This is a genomic window from Intrasporangium sp. DVR, from assembly GCF_040365325.1.
Classification (GTDB): Bacteria; Actinomycetota; Actinomycetes; order Actinomycetales; family Dermatophilaceae; genus Intrasporangium.
The window spans coordinates 140185-157273 of sequence record NZ_BAABZW010000001.1 but is presented as its reverse complement, the minus strand read 5'-3'; the positions used below and the strand labels follow the sequence as shown (position 1 = coordinate 157273).

The following is a 17089-nucleotide window of genomic DNA, read 5'->3' as shown; positions in this document are numbered from 1 at the left end:
CAGAGAGTGCGCCTGAGCCACGGCGTGAGGACACTGAGGGGCTCCCGGTTCGCCGGGGGCCCTTTGGTTTCGGCTGCCACCGGTGGCAACCCGTTGGCAACGTTTCGTACTCACCTACTGGTTTCGGCTCGCGGCACAGGGTAGGAATGAGAAGGGTGAGGTGACTCACCTCACGGACGCAGCTGTCCAGGGCACAACTCACGGCGAGGAGTGGCGAATGAGCGGTATCCGTAAACGAGTCGTGCTGGCAGGGGGGCTGGCGATCGCCATGACCTTGCTGACCGGATGCCTCCAGAATCCCAACCCCACGGGCGGCGCAGGCGGCGCTGGCCTCGGCGGCTTCGTCGACGGCGGCAGCCCGGACGCGGACAAGAAGGTGACCATCCTCGGCGCCTTCGGCGGCGCGGAGCAGAAGGCGTTCGAAGCCTCCCTGACGGCGTGGGAGCAGGAGAGCGGGATCGACATCCAGTACACCGCCGACCAGGACTTCACCACCACCATCAAGCAGAAGGTCAACTCCGGGGACTCCCCCGACATCGGCCTCTTCCCACAGCCCGGCGGCCTGCTCGAGTTCGCCGGCCAGGGCAAGGTGCAGCCGATCGACACCTTCCTCGACTACGACAGCCTCGACTCGACGCTGATCCCCGGCCTGCTCGACTCGGCCCGCTACAAGGGCCGCGTCTACGGCGCCCCGATGCGTCTCGCCGCGAAGAGCTTCGTCTGGTACCCCAAGAAGGCCTACGAGGCGGGCGGTTACGACCCCAAGCCGAAGTCGATCCAGGAGCTGCAGAAGGTCGCCGACCAGATCAAGGCCGACGGCATCGCCCCCTGGTGCATGGGCTGGGAGTCGGCGCAGGCCACCGGCTGGGTCGGCACGGACTGGATCGAGGAGCTCGTCCTGCGCATGTGGGGCCCCGACGTCTACGACGACTGGACCTCGCACCGCATCCCGTTCAACGACGACCGGATCGTCAAGTCGTTCGACGAGTTCGCCAAGATCGCCAAGGACGAGACGATGGTGCTCGGTGGCCCCAAGGGCGTCCTCAGCACCGCGTTCGGCAAGGCGGCGCTGCCGTCGTTCAAGAACCCGCCCCAGTGCATGATGGAGCGCCAGGGCAACTTCGTCCTGTCGTTCTACCCCAAGCCGGTCCTCGAGGACCTCAACAACCAGGTCGGCATCTTCGTCTACCCGCCCTACGAGGGCGGCTTCGAGGGCCAGCCGATGCTCGGCGGCGCGGACCTGGCGGCTGTCTTCAACGGCAACGACGAGGACACCAAGAAGGTCATGCAGTTCCTGACCTCCGACAAGTTCGGCGCCGAGTGGGCGAAGGCGGGCGGCTGGCTGTCGCCGCACAAGTCCTTCGACGACTCCAACTACCCCGACGACATCACCCGGGCGGTGGCGAAGTTCGCGGCCGAAGCCGACGTGTTCCGCTTCGACGGGTCCGACGTCATGCCCAAGGCGGTCGGCTCGGGCAGCTTCTGGACCGAGATGGTCAAGTGGGAGAACGGCCAGTCCTCGAAGGAGACCGCCGACAACATCGAAGCTAGCTGGCCGAAGTCATGAGCACCGCGATCCCGAAGGTCATCAACGAGGAAGCGCAGCCACCAGATCGCTCGGTGGAGGGACCGGAGAACGTCGGTCGCGCCCAACCCGTCAAGATCCTCATCGGCATCGTCGGGATGGTCGTCGTCGTCTGGTTCCTCGCCAACCTGTTCCTCGGGTTCAGCTACTACCCGGAGTGGTTCGGACACAAGATCGTCATCGGGCTGCTCGCCATCGTCGGTGGCGTGGGTGGTGCGGCGGTGCTCTTCTACTTCCTCAACATGTTCGTCGAGGGGTTGCCGGGCCGGCTGTCCCAAGGCGTCATCCCGTACGTCTTCCTCCTGCCGGGCCTGTTCTTCGTGGCCCTGATGCTCATCTATCCGACGTTCCAGACGATCAACTACTCGTTCGCCAACTCCGACAGCACCGCCTATGTCGGCCTCCAGAACTACCGGACCATCTTCGGCGACCCGGAGTTCCGGCAGTCGATCGTCAACAACCTCCTGTGGCTGCTCATCGTTCCCGCGGTGGTCGTCGCCTTCGGTGTCGTCGTCGCCGTGCTGTCCGACAAGCTCTCCGCGGGAGGCGAGAAGCTCGCGAAGAGCCTCATCTTCCTGCCCATGGCGATCTCGGCCGTCGGGGCCTCGGCGATCTGGCTGCTGGTCTACGCCTACAACAACCCCGGTCAGGAGCAGATCGGCCTGCTCAACTCCATCTGGAGCAGTCTGGGCGGCACGCCCCAGGTCTGGCTGCAGATCGAGACGGCCAAGCTGAACTCCATCCTGCTCATGGTGATCCTCATCTGGCTCCAGGCCGGTTTCGCCATGGTGCTGCTGTCGTCGGCGATCAAGGGCGTCCCCGAGGACACCCTCGAGGCGGCCCGGATCGACGGGGCGAGCGAGTTCCAGATCTTCTGGCGCGTCGTCATCCCCCAGATCAAGGGCACGATCATCACGGTCTTCGTCACCGTGTTCATCACCGTGCTCAAGATCTTCGACATCGTCTACGTCACGACCAACGGCTCCTACGGGACCAACGTCATCGCGAACCTCTTCTTCAACAAGCTGTTCGCGGCGAGCGAGGCAGGGCAGGCCACGGCGATCGTCGTCGTCCTACTCATCGCGGTGATCCCGCTCATCTGGTACCAGATCAGGCACTTCCGCAACGAGGAGGCAAACCGATGAGCCGCCGGTTGATGAAGGATGGACGGCCGCTCAGCCCGTTCTCGATCGTGGTCATGGCGCTGCTCGCGCTGCTCTGGTCGATCCCGACCCTCGGTCTGCTCGTCACCTCGTTCCGCAGCCGCGACGACGCGGCCACGTCGGGGTGGTGGTCCGCACTGTTCAACCCGTTCGGGACCGACTGGACGACGAGCAACTACAGCGGGGTCTGGACCGGCCAGGACTTCTCGAGCGGGTTCATCAACAGCATCGTCGTGGCCATCCCCGCGACGATCATCCCGATCATGTTCGCGGCCTTCGCGGCCTACGCGTTCACGTTCATGGACTTCCCGTTCAAGGAGTTCTTCTTCCTGATCATCATCGCGGTGATGGTCGTGCCGATCCAGGTGGCGTTCCAGCCGATGCTCGACATCCTCGGCCCGCGGGGCCTGGGCATCTCGGGCAGCTACATCGGGGTCTGGCTGCTCCACACCGGGTTCGGGATGCCGCTGTGCATCTACGTGCTCCGCAACTACATGAGCACCCTCCCGACGAGCGTCGTCGAGTCGGCGAAGATCGACGGGGCCACCCACTTCCAGACCTTCTGGAAGCTCGTCGCCCCGATGTCGATCCCGGCGATCGCGGCGTTCGCGACGCTCCAGTTCCTCTGGGTGTGGAACGACCTGCTCGTCGCCAAGCTGTTCCTCAACAGCGCCAACACGACGGTCATCGTCAAGCTCCAACAGCTCCTCGGCACGCAGGGTCAGGGGCAGGAGCTGCTCACCGCCGGCGCGTTCATCTCGATCATCATCCCGATGATCGTGTTCGTCGCCCTCCAGCGCTACATGGTCCGCGGCATGACCTCGGGCGCCGTCAAGGGCTGAACGATCGCTGACGCAATCAACGGCTGAACGATCGCTGACGCAATCAACGGCTGAACCCTGGCTACGCCCACAGGCTGACCCAGCCACGTCGGTCCCCTCCCAGCCCAATTAGGCTGGGAGGGGACTTTCGTATGCTGCTGAGCTCAGCGGCATACGGCCGTGGCCTCCCAGCCCTCCCGCACGACCCGAGAAAGGACGCCTCCGTGGCCGAGTTCGCCTACGAGGATCTGCTGCCCATCGGCAGCGACGAGACGCCGTACCGGCTCCTCACGACGGAGGGGGTGCGCGCCGTCGACGGACCGGGAGGCCGCACCTTCCTCGAGGTGGACGGCGAGGCGCTGCGGCTGCTGACCGAGACGGCGATGCACGACATCGCGCACTACCTGCGGCCGGGGCACCTGCAGCAGCTCGCCAACATCCTCGACGACCCGGAGGCGAGCAACAACGACAAGTTCGTCGCGCTCGACCTGCTCAAGAACGCCAACATCGCGGCCGGTGGGGTGCTGCCGATGTGCCAGGACACGGGCACCGCCATCGTCATGGGCAAGCGCGGCCAGCAGGTCCTCACCGAGGGGACCGACGAGCGCGCGATCAGCCGGGGCGTCTACGACGCGTACACCCGCCTCAACCTGCGGTACTCCCAGATGGCTCCGGTGACCACGTGGGAGGAGCGCAACACCGGCTCCAACCTCCCGGCGCAGGTCGAGCTCTACGCCGACACCGCGCCCGGCCACGAGACGAGCTACAAGTTCCTCTTCATGGCCAAGGGCGGCGGCTCGGCCAACAAGAGCTACCTCTACCAGGAGACGAAGGCGATCCTCAACGAGGAGGCCATGCTCCGCTTCCTCGACGAGAAGCTGCGATCGCTCGGCACCGCCGCGTGCCCGCCCTACCACCTGGCCATCGTGATCGGCGGGACGAGCGCGGAGTTCGCCCTCAAGACGGCGAAGTACGCGTCGGCGAAGTACCTCGACAGCCTGCCCAAGCACGGCGACCCGGCCACCGCCCACGGCTTCCGGGACACCGAGCTCGAGGAGAAGGTGCTCGAGCTGACCCGGCAGTTCGGCATCGGCGCGCAGTTCGGCGGCAAGTACTTCTGCCACGACGTCCGCGTCGTCCGACTGCCCCGCCACGGCGCCTCACTCCCCGTCGCCATCGCCGTCTCCTGCTCGGCCGACCGGCAGGTCCTCGGCAAGATCACCCCCCAGGGCGTCTTCATCGAGCAGCTCGAGACCGACCCGGCCCGCTTCCTGCCCGACGAGAGCCACGCGGGCCTCGGCGACCTCGGCGAGCACGCCGACGATGCCGTCGGGGTCTCCTCGACGAGCAGGAACGTCGTGGTCAAGATCGACCTCAACCAGCCGATGGCCGACATCCTCGCCGAGCTGTCCAGGCACCCGGTCAAGACCCGCCTCTCGCTGAGCGGGCCGTTGGTGGTGGCGCGTGACATCGCCCATGCCAAGATCAAGGAGCGGCTCGACCGCGGCGAGGAGATGCCGCAGTACCTCAAGGACCACCCCGTCTACTACGCCGGGCCGGCCAAGACCCCGGAGGGCATGGCATCCGGCTCCTTCGGGCCGACGACCGCCGGGCGGATGGACTCCTACGTCGACCAGTTCCAGGCGGCCGGGGGCTCCCTAGTGATGCTCGCCAAGGGCAACCGGAGCACGCAGGTCACCGATGCGTGCGCCGCCCACGGGGGCTTCTACCTGGGATCCATCGGCGGTCCGGCCGCGCGCCTGGCCCAGGACTGCATCAAGCACGTCGAGGTCCTCGAGTACCCCGAGCTCGGCATGGAGGCGGTCTGGAAGATCGAGGTCGAGGACTTCCCCGCGTTCATCGTCGTCGACGACAAGGGCAACGACTTCTTCGCCGAGGTCGCCAAGCCCGTCGCGTTCACCATCGGCAAGCGTCCCGGACTGGAGTGATGAATGACTGACAACGTCTCTGTGGCAACAGGTTTCGACGACCTCCTGGAAGCCAACCGGCGCTTCGCCTCCGACTTCCGACTAGGCGGCTTCGACGGCATCGCCCAGGCCGGCGTCGCCATCGTCACGTGCATGGACTCCCGCATCGACCCCCTGGGGATCGTCGGGCTCGAGCCGGGCGACGCGAAGATCTTCCGCAACCCCGGTGGGCGCGTCACCGAGGCCGCCCTCGAGGCGCTCGTCCTGGGCACGCACCTGCTCAACGTCAAGCGGATCCTCGTCGTCCCACACACCCGGTGCGCCATGACGAAGTTCTCCGAGAACGAGCTGCGCCAGCGGATCACCGAGCTGTCCGGCGTCGACGCGTCGTGGCAGAGCTTCGGCGTCATCGACGACCAGGTCCAGAAGCTGCGCGAGGACCTCGCCAAGGTCCGCGCTCATCCCCTCATCCCGGACGAGACGCTCGTCGCCGGCTTCATCTACGACGTCGACACGGGGCTCCTCGAGCCGGTGGCCTGAGGCCGACCCCCGCCCCCGCCCGCGTCAGCGGTGGACCGGGAGCCGGCCCACGGCATACCCCCGAATCCGCCGCCGGCTCAGACGAGCCCGCGCCGCTCGAGGAGGTGACGCGGGTCGGCGTCCTGCCCGCGGAACTCACGGTAGGACGCCAACGGGTCACCAGCGCCGCCCAGGCCGATGACGTAACGGCGGTAGCGATCGCCGTTGGCGCGCGTCAGCCCGCCGTTCTCGGTGAACCACGCCACGGTGTCGGCGTCGAGGACCTCGCTCCAGATGTACGCGTAGTACGCGGCGTCGTAGGCGTAGGCGAAGGTGTGCGCGAAGTAGGGCGAGGAGTAGCGCGGAGGCACCACGGGGTTGTCCAGGCCGACGTCCTCGAGGGCCCGGCGCTCGAACGCGCCGACGTCAGCCACCGCGGCAGCCTCCTCGACACCCAGCGCGTGCCAGGCCTGGTCGAGCAGCGCCGCGGCGAGGTACTCACTCGTGGCGAACCCCTCCCCCCACGACCGCGACGCGATCAGCCGGTCGACGAGGTCCTGTGGCATGGGTTCCCCCGTCTCGTGGTGAACCGCGTAGTTGGCGAGCACCTCGGGCCAGAGCATCCACATCTCGTTGACCTGGCTCGGGTACTCGACGAAGTCGCGGAAGACGCGAGTCCCCGAGAAGTGCGGGTAGGTGACGCGAGCCAGCAGGCCATGGAGGGCATGCCCGAACTCGTGGAAGAAGGTCGTCACCTCGTCGTGGGTGAGCAGGGTCGGCTCCCCCGCCGCCGGCTTCGGCACGTTGAGGTTGTTGGTGACCACCGCGTGCGGCTCGTCCAGCAGGGTCGACTGGCGCACGAGGCTCGTCATCCACGCACCGCCCTTCTTCGTGTCCCGGGTGTAGAGGTCGAGCAGGTAGAGGCCGATCGGGGTGCCGTCCTCTCGAACCTCGAAGACCCGGACGTCCGGGTGGTAGCCGGGCAGGTCCGGCCGCTCGTGGAAGGTCAGCCCATAGAGCCGCTCCGCCGCGAAGAAGATCCCGTCGTGGAGCACCCGCTCGGCCTCGAAGTACGGCCGCATGGCGGCGGTGTCGACGTGGTAGGTCCTCGCGCGGACCCGGTTGGAGTAGAAGGCCCAGTCGTGGGCCTCGATCGGGTGGCCAGCCACCTCCTCCAGCGCCGCCTGCTCCCGACGCGCGTTCGCGGCAGCAGCGTGGGCCATCGGGGCGAGGCGCTCCCGGACCCGCTCAGGAGACCCGGCGGTGGAGTCCGCGAGCGCCGCCGCGGCATGGGTCGGGTAGCCGAGCAGCCTGGCCCGTTCCGCGCGGAGCCGCACGATCTGCAGGACGAGCTCTCTCGTGTCGTTCTCGTTGCCGCGGCTGCCACGGGCGCGCTGGGCGTCGTGCAGCCGTCGACGCACGTCACGGTCGGTCAGGGAGGCCAGATGGGGGTGGTTGGTGGGCAGAACAAGGCTGATCAGGTAGGACCCGTCATGGCCGTGCTCGCGGGCCGCCTGCTCTGCCGCGGAGATCTCGCCGGGGGTGAGGCCGTCGAGCTGCGCGACGTCATCGACGACGAGGGCCAGGTCGTTGGCGTCGGCCTGCAGCTGCTTCTCGAAGCGGGTCGTCAGGCCCGCCAGCGTCGCGTTGAGCTCGCGCAGGCGCTCCTTGGCGTCCTCGGCGAGGCCTGCACCGGCGACGGTGAACTCCGTGAGGTAGCGCTCGACGAGATGGCGCGACTCACGGTCGAGGGTGGCCAGCTGGTCGGCGTCATCATGCACCGCGCGGATGCGCGCGTAGAGGCGCGAGTCGAGCCGGATCGCGTCCGCGTGGGCCGCGAGCGTCGGGGCGTACTCCTCCTGGAGTGCCTGGACCTCCGGCGTCGCGAGCGCGCTCGAGGTGCCGAAGAAGCAGCTGCTCACCCGGGTCAGCAGCGCTCCGGAGCGTTCGAGGGCGACCACCGTGTTCTCGAAGGTCGGGGGGTCGGCGCTGGCCGCGATCGCCTCGACCTCCGCCCGGTGCTGCGCGATCCCGGCGTCGAACGCCGGACCGTAGTGCTCCGTAGCGATCTCGCCGAAGGGTGGCAGGGAGAAGGGCAGCGGGCTCCGGGCGGCGAACGGGTTGTCCTCGAGCGACCCGCCGGTGGCGACAGCGCCCGGGGTGGCGCTGGGGGTGGAGGCTGGCGTGGAGGCTGGGCTGGAGGGTGCCGCGGAGGCTGCGGTGGGGTCGGTCATGTACCGACCCTACGGACCCGAGCGGCTGAGCGACCTAGAGCTTGGTCATCTTGCCGAACGGCGTGGTGATCCGGACCGTCCGGCTGCCGAAGTCGACCGTGACCCCGCCCGCGTCGACCCCCACCACTCGACCGAGCCCGTGAGAGTCGTGCGAGACCCGGTCCCCGAGCACGTACTGCTCGATCATCTGCTCGGGGGGCGGCTGGAAGGGACTGCTGGCGTGACGAGGACGCGGGCGTGCAGATGAAGTTGCCATTACCGCAAGTATGCGCTCTGCAGGCCCCCGCCGGCACCTCGGACCACCATGCGGCGCGCGGCGGGCCCCCGGCTGGCCCGTGCACGAGGCCCACACGGCGGCCGGCTGTGCGAAACTCGGGGAGATGCAGACACGCTCGGGTGACTTCGAGTTGACGATGGACGAGCTGCGAGCTGTTGCCGGCTACGCGGCGGCGTGCGCCGAGCAGTCGCTCGTCGTGTTCCGCAGGGCCAGTCCCGATGACCCTCGCCCTGCGGCGGCCCTCGAGGCCGCCCGCGTCTTCGCCGGTGGGGCGCCCCGCTCGCGGCTGCAGCGGACTGCGGCGACGAATGCCCTTCGCGCCGCGAGGGAAGCCCCGACCGAAGGTGCCGCGCACGCCGCCACCGCGGCAGCAGCTGCGGCCGCGGCGGCCTACCTGCACCCGCTGGCGAAGGCGACGCAGGTCCGGCACATCCTCGGCGCAGCCGCCCACGCCGCCCGCGCCGCCGAGCTCGCCCGCGGCGATGACCCGGTCGTCGCCGAGTACGTGATCACCGCTGCCGCCAAGCGCGCCGACCCCGTCGTCGTCGACGTGCTGGCTCGCTACCCGCGGGCACCGAAGGGGCGCAGCCGGGTCGCGGTCCTCACAGGGCGGCTCGACAGCCTCCTTCGTGATCCTGCTCCGACGCCACGCGTCGTCGACGACCCCGGGCCCTTCTTCCACGGGACGAAGGCGGACGTGCGACCGGGTGACCTGCTCACACCGGGGTGGCGCTCGAACTACGGTTCGCGGCGTGAGGCCAGGCACATCTACCTGACCGCGACCCGCGAAGGTGCGCCCCTGGCCGCTGAGCTCGCTCATGGTGAGGGACCCGGACGGGTCTACCGGGTGGAGCCGCTCGGCCCGATCGAGGACGACCCCAACGTCACCGACAAGCGCTTCCCCGGCAACCCGACCCGGTCCTATCGGACGACCGAGCCTCTGCGGGTCCTCGAGGAGATCACCGGCTGGGAGCGACCCCCGCAGGAGATGATCCGGCACATGCGCGAGCGGATGGCGGAGCTGGCTGAGCTCGGGATCGAAGCGATGGACGACTGATGGTCCCTCGCTCGGTGCCGCTCGGGGGGATGAGTGACCGGGCCGACGATCTGAGGGGTTGAGCTGCGGATCTGAGGATCCGGACCCCTCGTCGGCGGAGAAGCCTCGAGCCAGCTCGGTGACCTCGATGCGCCCGTCAGCCGCCGTCGGCGGCCAACGCGTCCGGACGACTACAGCGCGAGCTCCGCCTTCACGACGTCGACGAGGCGGCTGGCGACGAGGTTGGCCTGGTCGCCGTCGGCGGACTCGACCATGACGCGCACCACCGGCTCGGTCCCGGACTTGCGCAGCAGCACCCGCCCGGTCTCGCCGAGCTCGGCCTCGGCCAGGCGGACCGCGTCGGAGACGACCCCGGAGGACTCGAGGCGGCTCTTGTCGACGCCCTTGACGTTGATGAGCACCTGCGGGAAGCGCCGCATGACACCGGCGAGGTCTGCGAGGGTGCGGCCCGTCTCGGCGAGGCGGGAGGCGACCATGAGCCCGGTCAGCGTGCCGTCGCCGGTCGTCCCGTGGTCGAGCATGACGACGTGCCCGGACTGCTCGCCGCCGAGCGAGTAGCCGCCGTCCTTCATGCCCTCGAGGACGTAGCGATCACCCACGGCGGTCTGGAGCACCTTGATCCCCGCCGCGCCGAGGGCCTGGACCATTCCGAGGTTGGACATGACGGTGGCGACGAGGGTGTCGCCGCGCAGAGTGCCCTGCTCCTTCATGGACAGCGCGAGGATCGCCATGATCTGGTCGCCGTCGACCTCCCGGCCCGCGGCGTCGACCGCGAGGCAACGGTCGGCGTCGCCGTCGAAGGCGAAGCCGAGGTCGGCGCCGACCTCGACGACCGTGGCCTGGAGCCGGTCCAGGTGGGTCGAGCCGAAGCCGTCGTTGATGTTGATGCCGTCGGGCTCGTTGCCGATGACCGTGACCTTCGCGCCGGCGTCGGCGAACACGCGGGGGGCGACCACGGAGGCGGCCCCGTGCGCGGTGTCGAGGACGATGTGCAGGCCCTCGAGGCGGTGCGGCAGGACGGAGAGGAGGTGCTTGACGTAGCGGTCGGCGCCGTCGGTGAAGGGGGTGATCCGGCCGACGTCGGCGCCGGTCGGGCGCTGCCAGTGCTCGCCCATCCGCTTCTCGATGGCATCCTCGAGCTCGTCCGCGAGCTTGTGGCCGCCGCGGGCGAAGAACTTGATGCCGTTGTCGGGCATCGGGTTGTGCGAGGCCGAGAGCATCGCCCCCAGGTCGGCGCCGAGGTCCGCGACGAGGTAGGCGATCGCGGGTGTCGGGAGCACGCCGGCGTCGAGGACGTCGACGCCGGCCGAGGCCAGACCGGCGGTCGTCGCGGCGGCGAGGAACTCGCCCGAGGCCCGCGGGTCGCGCCCGACGACCGCGACCGGCCGGTGCCCGTTGAACTCGCCCACCTCGCCGAGCACGTGCGCCGCCGCGACCGACAGGTCGAGGGCGAGTTCCGCGGTGATGTCCTGGTTGGCGATCCCACGGACGCCGTCCGTGCCGAAGAGTCGAGCCACGTTGGATGTGCCTTTCGTACGGGCGCCGGTGGAGTGCAGGTGGAGGGCGGGTGGAACGCTGGTGAACGCGCGGCGCCAAGGAGAACTTACTCCCCCGTCACAGCGAAAGGCCCCGAGTGGCACTCGGGGCCTTTCGCGGTGATCAGAGGTGCAGGGTCAGCGCTTGCTGTACTGCGGGGCCTTGCGGGCCTTCTTGAGTCCGGCCTTCTTGCGCTCGGGGACGCGGGCGTCCCGGCTGAGGAAGCCGGCCTTCTTCAGGGCCGGGCGGTTGAGCTCGGTGTCGACCTCGTTGAGGGAGCGGGCGACGCCGAGACGGACGGCGCCGGCCTGGCCGGAGGGGCCACCACCGTGGACGCGCACGAGGACGTCGTACGAGCCGTCGAGCTCGAGGAGCGTCAGCGGCTCCTTGACGATCTGCTGGTGCACCTTGTTGGGGAAGTAGTCCTCCAGCGTGCGGCCGTTGATCTTCCAGTCGCCGCTGCCCGGGACGATCCGGACGCGGGCGATGGCCTGCTTGCGGCGACCGGTGGCGGCACCGGGGACCGAGACCTCACGGGCGCGCTTGGGCTCGGCGGCGTCGGCCGCGGACGACTCGGAGGTGTACTCGGACAGCTCCGGCTCGTCGGTGTCGAGGACGCCCTCGTTCACAATGTCAGTCACGTGCTTCTCTTTCTACGCAGTCAGTGTGCTCAGTGCTCGAGGTGACGCTTACTGCGCGACCTGGGTGATCTCGAACGGAACGGGCTTCTGGGCCGCGTGCGGGTGCTCGGCGCCGCGGTACACCTTGAGCTTGGAGAGCTGCTGACGCGCCAGCGAGTTCTTCGGGAGCATGCCGCGAACGGCCTTCTCGATCGCCTTCTCCGGGCTCTTGGCGAGCAGCTCGGTGTAGCTCGTGGCCTTGAGGCCGCCCGGGAAGCCGGAGTGACGGTAGGCCTTCTTCTGCTCGAGCTTGGCACCGGTGAGGGCGACCTTCTCGGCGTTGATGATGATGACGAAGTCACCGGTGTCGACGTGCGGCGCGAACTGCGGCTTGTGCTTGCCCCGGAGCAGGACCGCAGCCTGGCTCGCGAGACGGCCGAGCACGACGTCGGTCGCGTCGATGACGTGCCACGTGCGAGTGACCTCGCCGGGCTTCGGGGTGTACGTGCGCAATGGAGTCTGCCTTTGCTGTCGTGATGGTGCCGTATGCCGCTGGGCTCGGTCCGCGTCGCCCCCTCCCCTCGCGGGGCGGCTGGGTTCGCAGACGCCTGCTGCACAACCTCACCCATGTTACGGGTCGGAGCCGGGCCGCCCAAATCGGGCTCAGCCACCCACGATACCGCCGCTGACCTGCGCAAACTCAGCCCAGCGGCATACGAGCAAAGGACTTGTGCAAAGGAAGTGTGCATGACTATTGTGCATAGCATGGCTGCATCCGACTCCTCCGCGACCACCATCCGGCTCACCCCGGAGAGCCTTCGCGTCCTTGCCCACCCCCTGCGGTCCCGCCTGCTCAGCCACCTGCGCATCGGTGGGCCGTCCACGGCGACCCAGCTGGCCGCCGCACTGAGCACCAACAGCGGCGCGACGAGCTACCACCTGCGCAAGCTCGAGTCCGTGGGCCTCGTCGAGGACACCGGCGACGGGCAGGGCAAGCAACGGGTGTGGCGGGCGAGCTCGGAGTTCCACGCGTGGGACCCGAGCGACTTCGCCGGTGACGAGGACAGCGAGACGGCGCTCAACTGGCTCTCGCACGACTACGCCCGCCACTTCAGCGAGCAGTACGACCGGTGGCTGGGCGTGTCGATGACCTGGCCGGGCGACTGGCAGGACGCCTGCGGCAGCAGCGACGCCATGGTCCTCGTCACGAGCGACCAGCTCCGCGAAATGCGCGACGAGATCCTCGACGTCGTCGCCCGCTACCGCCGCGTCGGCCAGGGCAACCCGCGGGCGCGACGGATCGCGGCCTACACGTTCCTCTATCCCCTCGACCTCGACCGGCCGCCCGTCCAGGACGCCGGCGCATGAGCAGCGTCCTCGGTCCCAGGGCCGCGCGCCGGGTCTTCCTCACCCTGACGACGACACGGTGGCTGTCGATCGGGCTCGTCGTCGGCATCTTCGTCCTCTGGTACCTCGAGCGCGGCCTGACGATCGGCGAGGCGGCGGTCGCGACCTCCTTCACCGGCATCGTCGTCTTCCTCCTCGAGCTGCCGACCTCCGGCTTCGCCGACGCCTTCGGCCGGCGCCCCGTCTACGTGGCCTCGGCCGTCGTCGGCGTGCTCGCCTCCGTCGCCCTGCTGTCCGCACACTCGTTCGTCTGGTTCGTCGTCGCAGCGGTGCTGACGGGGATCTTCCGGGCCCTCGACTCCGGGCCGCTCGAGGCCTGGTTCGTCGACACGGTCCACGCCACGGACCCCGACGCCGAGGTCGATGACGCGCTCGCCGCCCAGGGCACCGTGCTCGGCGTCACCATCGCGCTCGGCGCCCTCGCCTCTGGCGGCCTCATCTGGTGGCACCCCGTCAGGTCCCAGTCGGCGCTGTGGCTGCCCGTCCTCTGCAGCGTCGTGCTGTCGGTGCTGCACCTCGTCATGGTGGTGCTCCTGCTCAAGGAGCCGCGCGTCGCTGAGCACCTCGACGCCTCGGGGGTGCGCCGGGCCCTGGCCTCGGCCCGTGAGGCGCCGGTCGTGGTGCGCGACGGCCTCCGCCTGGTGCGCAGCAGTGTCGTGCTCCGCGGCCTCATGCTGGCCGAGGTGGCCTGGTCGGTCGCCATGGTCGTCTTCGAGATGTTCCAGCCGGTGCGCCTCGCCGAGCTGCTCGGTGGGGAGGAGGCTGCGGGGGCCTGGATGGGGCCGATCGCGGCCGGGGGTTGGGCCGTCTTCGCTGCGGGGTCGGCGCTGGCCGGCCTGACGAGCAAGCGGCTGGGGGTGGCGCGCACCGCGATCGTCGGGCGCCTCCTCAACAGCGTCGGGGCGCTGGTCATGGGCCTGGTGGCCGGGCCGGTCGCCCTCGTGGCCGCCTACGCGTTCACGTACTCCATGCATGGTTTCCTCGGGCCGATGCACGCGGCCCTGTTGCACCGGGTCGCCGAGGCGCGCAACCGCGCGACGATCCTGTCGATGAACTCCATGACCGCCTTTGCCGCCTTCTCCGTCGCGATGCCCCTGCTCGGCCTGCTGGCCGAGCGCGCCTCGACCTCGGTCGCGATGGTCGTGGCGGCCGGCGTCAGCCTGGCCGGACTGGCCGCCTACGTGCCCGCACTGCGCGCCGAGCGGGCCCGCAGCGGCCGCACTCCCACGGACACCTCGAGTGGCCCGGCCGTCCACAGGACCACCTGACCCGGGCGCCCGGGACTCGCCCCACCACGTATCGGGCCCCGGCCCGATCCTTGTCGCCACCCACCCCGACAGCCCACCACGTATCGGGCCCCGGCCCGATACGTGTCGCCACCCACCCCGACAGCCCACCCCCGACAGCCCACCACGTATCGGGCCCGACAGCCCACCACCGATCAGGCGGACTCAGCCCAGCTCACGTCGGGTGGGCACGTCCTGCCGGCGCACCGCAGACGGGCGGCTCGGTCAGCCGGCGGGCCAGGGCAGCGCCCCCGAGCACGAGCGCCAAGGCTGCCCGCTCCCCCTGGTGCGCGGTCTCGATCGCCAGCCACGGGCCGGCGACGGCGAGCGCGAGCCCTGCGACCGCGCACGGCGCACAGCCGAAGTCGGGCCGCCACCCTTCGCCGGGACGGGGAACGAACAGCGCGAGCGCAAGCGAGGACAGCACCAGGGTCGCGGCCGTGAGGCTCGCCCACAGCGGCGCCTCACCGAGTGGCCAGCCCACCGTTGCCGCCACGAGGACGACGAGCCCCACGAGGATCGAGCCCGCGGCAACGCGCCGCCGCCGTGGCCATCGCTGACTCGTCGCCGGTCCGCTCGCCCCGGCGACGACGTGAGCGAGGACCGGACTCCCGGCCAGCACGCCCGGGACGGCGGAGGGTGCCGTCGAGTCCGGCTCGACGCGAACCAGGTCCTGCTCGAGTGCGGCGAGCGCCTCGAGGCCTCCGGCGATGTACTCCTCGGAGCCCGGCCTCGCTGCGAGCGGCCCGCTGATCCCCGCCCAGGCGGTCCGCACCTCGTGGATGACGGACTGCGCGGCGTCCAGCGCCGGGCCCTCCGCTACAACCGAGTGAGCTCGCCGCAGGGCTCGGCGCACGTCGGACAAGGCGGCCGCAGCGCCCTCGCTCGCCTTCACGGTCTGCCTCGTGCCGTCGACCCGGCAGAGCGGTGCGCCGCCCGTGGCGGCTTCCAGCGCGGAGAGCGCCGCGGCCTCGTGGCGAGCGACAACCTCGAGCGGAGCCCGGCCCGGAAGGTTCCCGGCTCCTCCCTGAGGGCTCTGCGTGAGGTGGTCGGTCATGACGCACTCCGGACGCGGCACGAGCCGTCGACGCAGGGGCGGCGGCGTGCGGCGTAGCCGACCGCACCGACGAGGGCGACGAGCGAGATCGCGGCCAGCCAGGGCTGGAGCGGCTCCCAGATGCCGAGCGCACCGGACGTGCCCAGGGCGATGAGGACGATCTTGTTGCAGACCGGGCAGGCCACGGCGAAGAGGGCCAGGCCGGCGGCGCTGTAGGCCGGCGCGTTGGAGTCCTCGCCCGTGACCGTCCCGTCGTCGGCGACGACCCGACGCGCGCGCTGGAGCCCGAACCACAGCCCGGTGAAGACGCTCGTGGCGAGCAGCACCCACGGCTCCCACGGCCGGACCGGCACCTCTCGCCCGAAGACGGGGTTGGGGACGATGTCGGTCGGCACCCCGATGACGAGGAAGGTCAGGGCCGCGGCCGCGACCGTGATGCCGAGGTGGGGTCTGGGGCGCTCCCAGTGGGTCGGCTCGCGTCCCTCCTGGGCCTGGACGCTCGAGGAGCCTGATCGGGACGATTCCTCGGAGGCACTGGGTTGCATACCCCGTAGGGTATATCAACGGCGCCGCTCACCCCGAGGTCGGTCAGCCGGCGGCGGCCGTGATCAGGTCGAGCTCGTCGAGGTCAGCGACGGTCGGCTGCCACGAGCCGGCCCGGACGTTGTCGAGGACCTGTTCGGGGCTCGTCGCTCCGGCGATGACCGACGCGACAGCCGGCTGGGCCGCGAGCCCGCCGATGGCGACGTCGATGGGGCGCAGGCCTCGCTCGGCGGCGTAGCTCTCGATGGCCTCGACCACGTCCCAGTCGGCCCGCTCGAGAACCCCCGGACGCGACTGGAGGCGAGTGCCCGCCGGCGCCTCCTCGCCGCGGCGGTACTTGCCCGTCAGCAGGCCTGAGGCGAGCGGGAAGTACGGCAGGACGCCGACGCCGACGTGCTCACAGGCGGGGACGAGCTCCTCCTCGACGGTGCGCTCGAGCAGCGAGTACTCGTTCTGCGCCGACACGAACCGCTCGAACCCCTCGGAACGGGCCACCCAGTCTGCATCGACGACCTGCCACCCGGCGAGGTTGCTCGAGCCGAGGTAGCGGACCTTGCCCTCCTGGACGAGCTCGGTCAGCGCCGCCAGGGTCTCGCCGATGGGGGTGACGCCGTCCGGCCGGTGCAGCTGGTAGAGGTCGATCCAGTCGGTGCCGAGTCGGCGCAGGCTCGCCTCGACAGCACGCCGGACGTAGCGACGCGACCCGCGGACGCCCCAGTCGGGACCGTTGGCGCCCTGCATGTCCATCCCGAACTTCGTTGCGACGACGACGTTCTCGCGCTCCGGGCCGAGCGCACGCCCGAGCAGCTCCTCGCTGGCACCCTGCCCGTAGATGTCTGCGGTGTCGAAGAGGGTGATGCCCGCGTCGATCGCCGCCCGCACCACGGCAGTGGTGGCCTCCTCCTCGATCCGGCGGCCGAAGTTGTTGCAGCCGAGGCCGACCGTGGACACGGTGAGACCGCTGTCGCCGAGCTGCTGGTACGTCATCTCTGGGGTGATCACGAACTCCACCGTAGTTGGGCGCCGCCCCGCTGTGCCCGCCCCGCGGGACGCTCG

15 protein-coding genes and 2 pseudogenes are annotated in these 17089 nt (G+C 70.0%); 9 read left to right on the top strand and 8 right to left on the bottom strand.

What is annotated here, in order from left to right; genetic code table 11:
* The first annotated feature begins 217 nt into the window (after positions 1-217).
* The 5 genes from ABWV20_RS00780 (at position 218) to ABWV20_RS00760 (ending at position 6037) form a co-directional block, all read left to right on the top strand.
* Positions 218-1567: an ABC transporter substrate-binding protein gene (locus ABWV20_RS00780; RefSeq protein ID WP_353352838.1), complete on the top strand. Its 1350-nt coding sequence runs from the start codon at positions 218-220 to the stop codon at positions 1565-1567.
* Complete coding sequence (locus ABWV20_RS00775) at positions 1564-2730, top strand: carbohydrate ABC transporter permease (protein ID WP_353352837.1); 1167 nt, start codon at positions 1564-1566, stop codon at positions 2728-2730. The genes ABWV20_RS00780 and ABWV20_RS00775 overlap by 4 nt, the downstream gene beginning before the upstream one ends.
* A complete protein-coding gene (locus ABWV20_RS00770; protein ID WP_353352836.1) occupies positions 2727-3590 on the top strand; it encodes a carbohydrate ABC transporter permease in 864 nt (287 codons plus the stop codon). The genes ABWV20_RS00775 and ABWV20_RS00770 overlap by 4 nt, the downstream gene beginning before the upstream one ends.
* 203 nt (positions 3591-3793) lie before the next feature.
* Positions 3794-5518: a fumarate hydratase gene (locus ABWV20_RS00765; RefSeq protein WP_353353186.1), complete on the top strand. Its 1725-nt coding sequence runs from the start codon at positions 3794-3796 to the stop codon at positions 5516-5518.
* Between the two features lie 3 nt (positions 5519-5521).
* On the top strand, positions 5522-6037 hold the full coding sequence (locus ABWV20_RS00760; RefSeq protein WP_353352835.1) for a beta-class carbonic anhydrase: 516 nt from the start codon (positions 5522-5524) through the stop codon (positions 6035-6037).
* 77 nt (positions 6038-6114) lie between these two features.
* Here the strand turns inward: ABWV20_RS00760 and ABWV20_RS00755 are convergent, their stop codons facing one another.
* Both ABWV20_RS00755 and ABWV20_RS00750 read right to left on the bottom strand, forming a co-directional pair.
* Positions 6115-8250 (bottom strand): M3 family metallopeptidase, encoded by a 2136-nt coding sequence (locus ABWV20_RS00755; protein ID WP_353352834.1) that lies wholly within the window; start codon positions 8248-8250, stop codon positions 6115-6117.
* Positions 8251-8284: 34 nt separating this feature from the next.
* A complete protein-coding gene (locus ABWV20_RS00750) occupies positions 8285-8506 on the bottom strand; it encodes a hypothetical protein (RefSeq protein WP_353352833.1) in 222 nt (73 codons plus the stop codon).
* A 10-nt stretch (positions 8507-8516) separates the two neighbouring features.
* On the opposite strand from ABWV20_RS00750, the pseudogene ABWV20_RS19340 reads away from it, so the two are divergent.
* Together ABWV20_RS19340 and arr are read left to right on the top strand one after the other, a co-directional pair.
* A pseudogene (locus tag ABWV20_RS19340) lies at positions 8517-9017 on the top strand (putative immunity protein); the annotation flags it as partial.
* A gap of 177 nt (positions 9018-9194) precedes the next feature.
* Positions 9195-9584: pseudogene (gene arr / locus ABWV20_RS19335) on the top strand (NAD(+)--rifampin ADP-ribosyltransferase); the annotation flags it as partial.
* A gap of 170 nt (positions 9585-9754) precedes the next feature.
* Here arr and glmM read toward each other — a convergent pair.
* From glmM to rplM, 3 genes are all read right to left on the bottom strand, one after another.
* Positions 9755-11101, bottom strand: coding sequence for a phosphoglucosamine mutase (gene glmM / locus ABWV20_RS00740; protein WP_353352831.1), 1347 nt, complete (start codon positions 11099-11101; stop codon positions 9755-9757).
* 156 nt (positions 11102-11257) lie between these two features.
* The gene (gene rpsI / locus ABWV20_RS00735; RefSeq protein ID WP_353352830.1) at positions 11258-11761 is read right to left on the bottom strand and encodes a 30S ribosomal protein S9; all 504 of its coding nucleotides are present in this window, start codon (positions 11759-11761) and stop codon (positions 11258-11260) included.
* Between the two features lie 48 nt (positions 11762-11809).
* A complete protein-coding gene (gene rplM, locus ABWV20_RS00730) occupies positions 11810-12253 on the bottom strand; it encodes a 50S ribosomal protein L13 (protein ID WP_353352829.1) in 444 nt (147 codons plus the stop codon).
* Positions 12254-12505: 252 nt separating this feature from the next.
* Between rplM and ABWV20_RS00725 the strand changes: the two genes are divergently transcribed.
* Both ABWV20_RS00725 and ABWV20_RS00720 read left to right on the top strand, forming a co-directional pair.
* Positions 12506-13108, top strand: a complete 603-nt coding sequence (locus tag ABWV20_RS00725) for a winged helix-turn-helix domain-containing protein (RefSeq protein ID WP_353352828.1) — start codon at positions 12506-12508, stop codon at positions 13106-13108.
* A complete protein-coding gene (locus ABWV20_RS00720; protein WP_353352827.1) occupies positions 13105-14415 on the top strand; it encodes an MFS transporter in 1311 nt (436 codons plus the stop codon). Before ABWV20_RS00725 ends, ABWV20_RS00720 begins: the two co-directional genes overlap by 4 nt.
* A gap of 193 nt (positions 14416-14608) precedes the next feature.
* Here ABWV20_RS00720 and ABWV20_RS00715 read toward each other — a convergent pair whose 3' ends face one another.
* From ABWV20_RS00715 to ABWV20_RS00705, 3 genes are read right to left on the bottom strand one after another with little or no spacing between them, the layout of a single operon-like run.
* Positions 14609-15490: a hypothetical protein gene (locus tag ABWV20_RS00715; RefSeq protein WP_353352826.1), complete on the bottom strand. Its 882-nt coding sequence runs from the start codon at positions 15488-15490 to the stop codon at positions 14609-14611.
* The gene (locus ABWV20_RS00710) at positions 15487-16035 is read right to left on the bottom strand and encodes a hypothetical protein (protein ID WP_353352825.1); all 549 of its coding nucleotides are present in this window, start codon (positions 16033-16035) and stop codon (positions 15487-15489) included. Before ABWV20_RS00710 ends, ABWV20_RS00715 begins: the two co-directional genes overlap by 4 nt.
* A 43-nt stretch (positions 16036-16078) precedes the next feature.
* Entirely contained in the window at positions 16079-17020 is a 942-nt protein-coding gene (locus ABWV20_RS00705) for an aldo/keto reductase (protein WP_353353185.1), read from the bottom strand.
* Positions 17021-17089: the final 69 nt, after the last annotated feature.

Coding starts and splice junctions, on each gene's coding strand:
- ABWV20_RS00780 (WP_353352838.1), top strand. CDS start 218: ATGAGCGGTATCCGTAAACGAGTCGTGCTGGCAGGGGGGCTGGCGATC.
- ABWV20_RS00775 (WP_353352837.1), top strand. CDS start 1,564: ATGAGCACCGCGATCCCGAAGGTCATCAACGAGGAAGCGCAGCCACCA.
- ABWV20_RS00770 (WP_353352836.1), top strand. CDS start 2,727: ATGAGCCGCCGGTTGATGAAGGATGGACGGCCGCTCAGCCCGTTCTCG.
- ABWV20_RS00760 (WP_353352835.1), top strand. CDS start 5,522: ATGACTGACAACGTCTCTGTGGCAACAGGTTTCGACGACCTCCTGGAA.
- ABWV20_RS00755 (WP_353352834.1), bottom strand. CDS start 8,250: ATGACCGACCCCACCGCAGCCTCCGCGGCACCCTCCAGCCCAGCCTCC.
- ABWV20_RS00750 (WP_353352833.1), bottom strand. CDS start 8,506: ATGGCAACTTCATCTGCACGCCCGCGTCCTCGTCACGCCAGCAGTCCC.
- ABWV20_RS00725 (WP_353352828.1), top strand. CDS start 12,506: ATGGCTGCATCCGACTCCTCCGCGACCACCATCCGGCTCACCCCGGAG.
- ABWV20_RS00720 (WP_353352827.1), top strand. CDS start 13,105: ATGAGCAGCGTCCTCGGTCCCAGGGCCGCGCGCCGGGTCTTCCTCACC.
- ABWV20_RS00715 (WP_353352826.1), bottom strand. CDS start 15,490: ATGACCGACCACCTCACGCAGAGCCCTCAGGGAGGAGCCGGGAACCTT.
- ABWV20_RS00710 (WP_353352825.1), bottom strand. CDS start 16,035: ATGCAACCCAGTGCCTCCGAGGAATCGTCCCGATCAGGCTCCTCGAGC.
- ABWV20_RS00705 (WP_353353185.1), bottom strand. CDS start 17,020: ATGACGTACCAGCAGCTCGGCGACAGCGGTCTCACCGTGTCCACGGTC.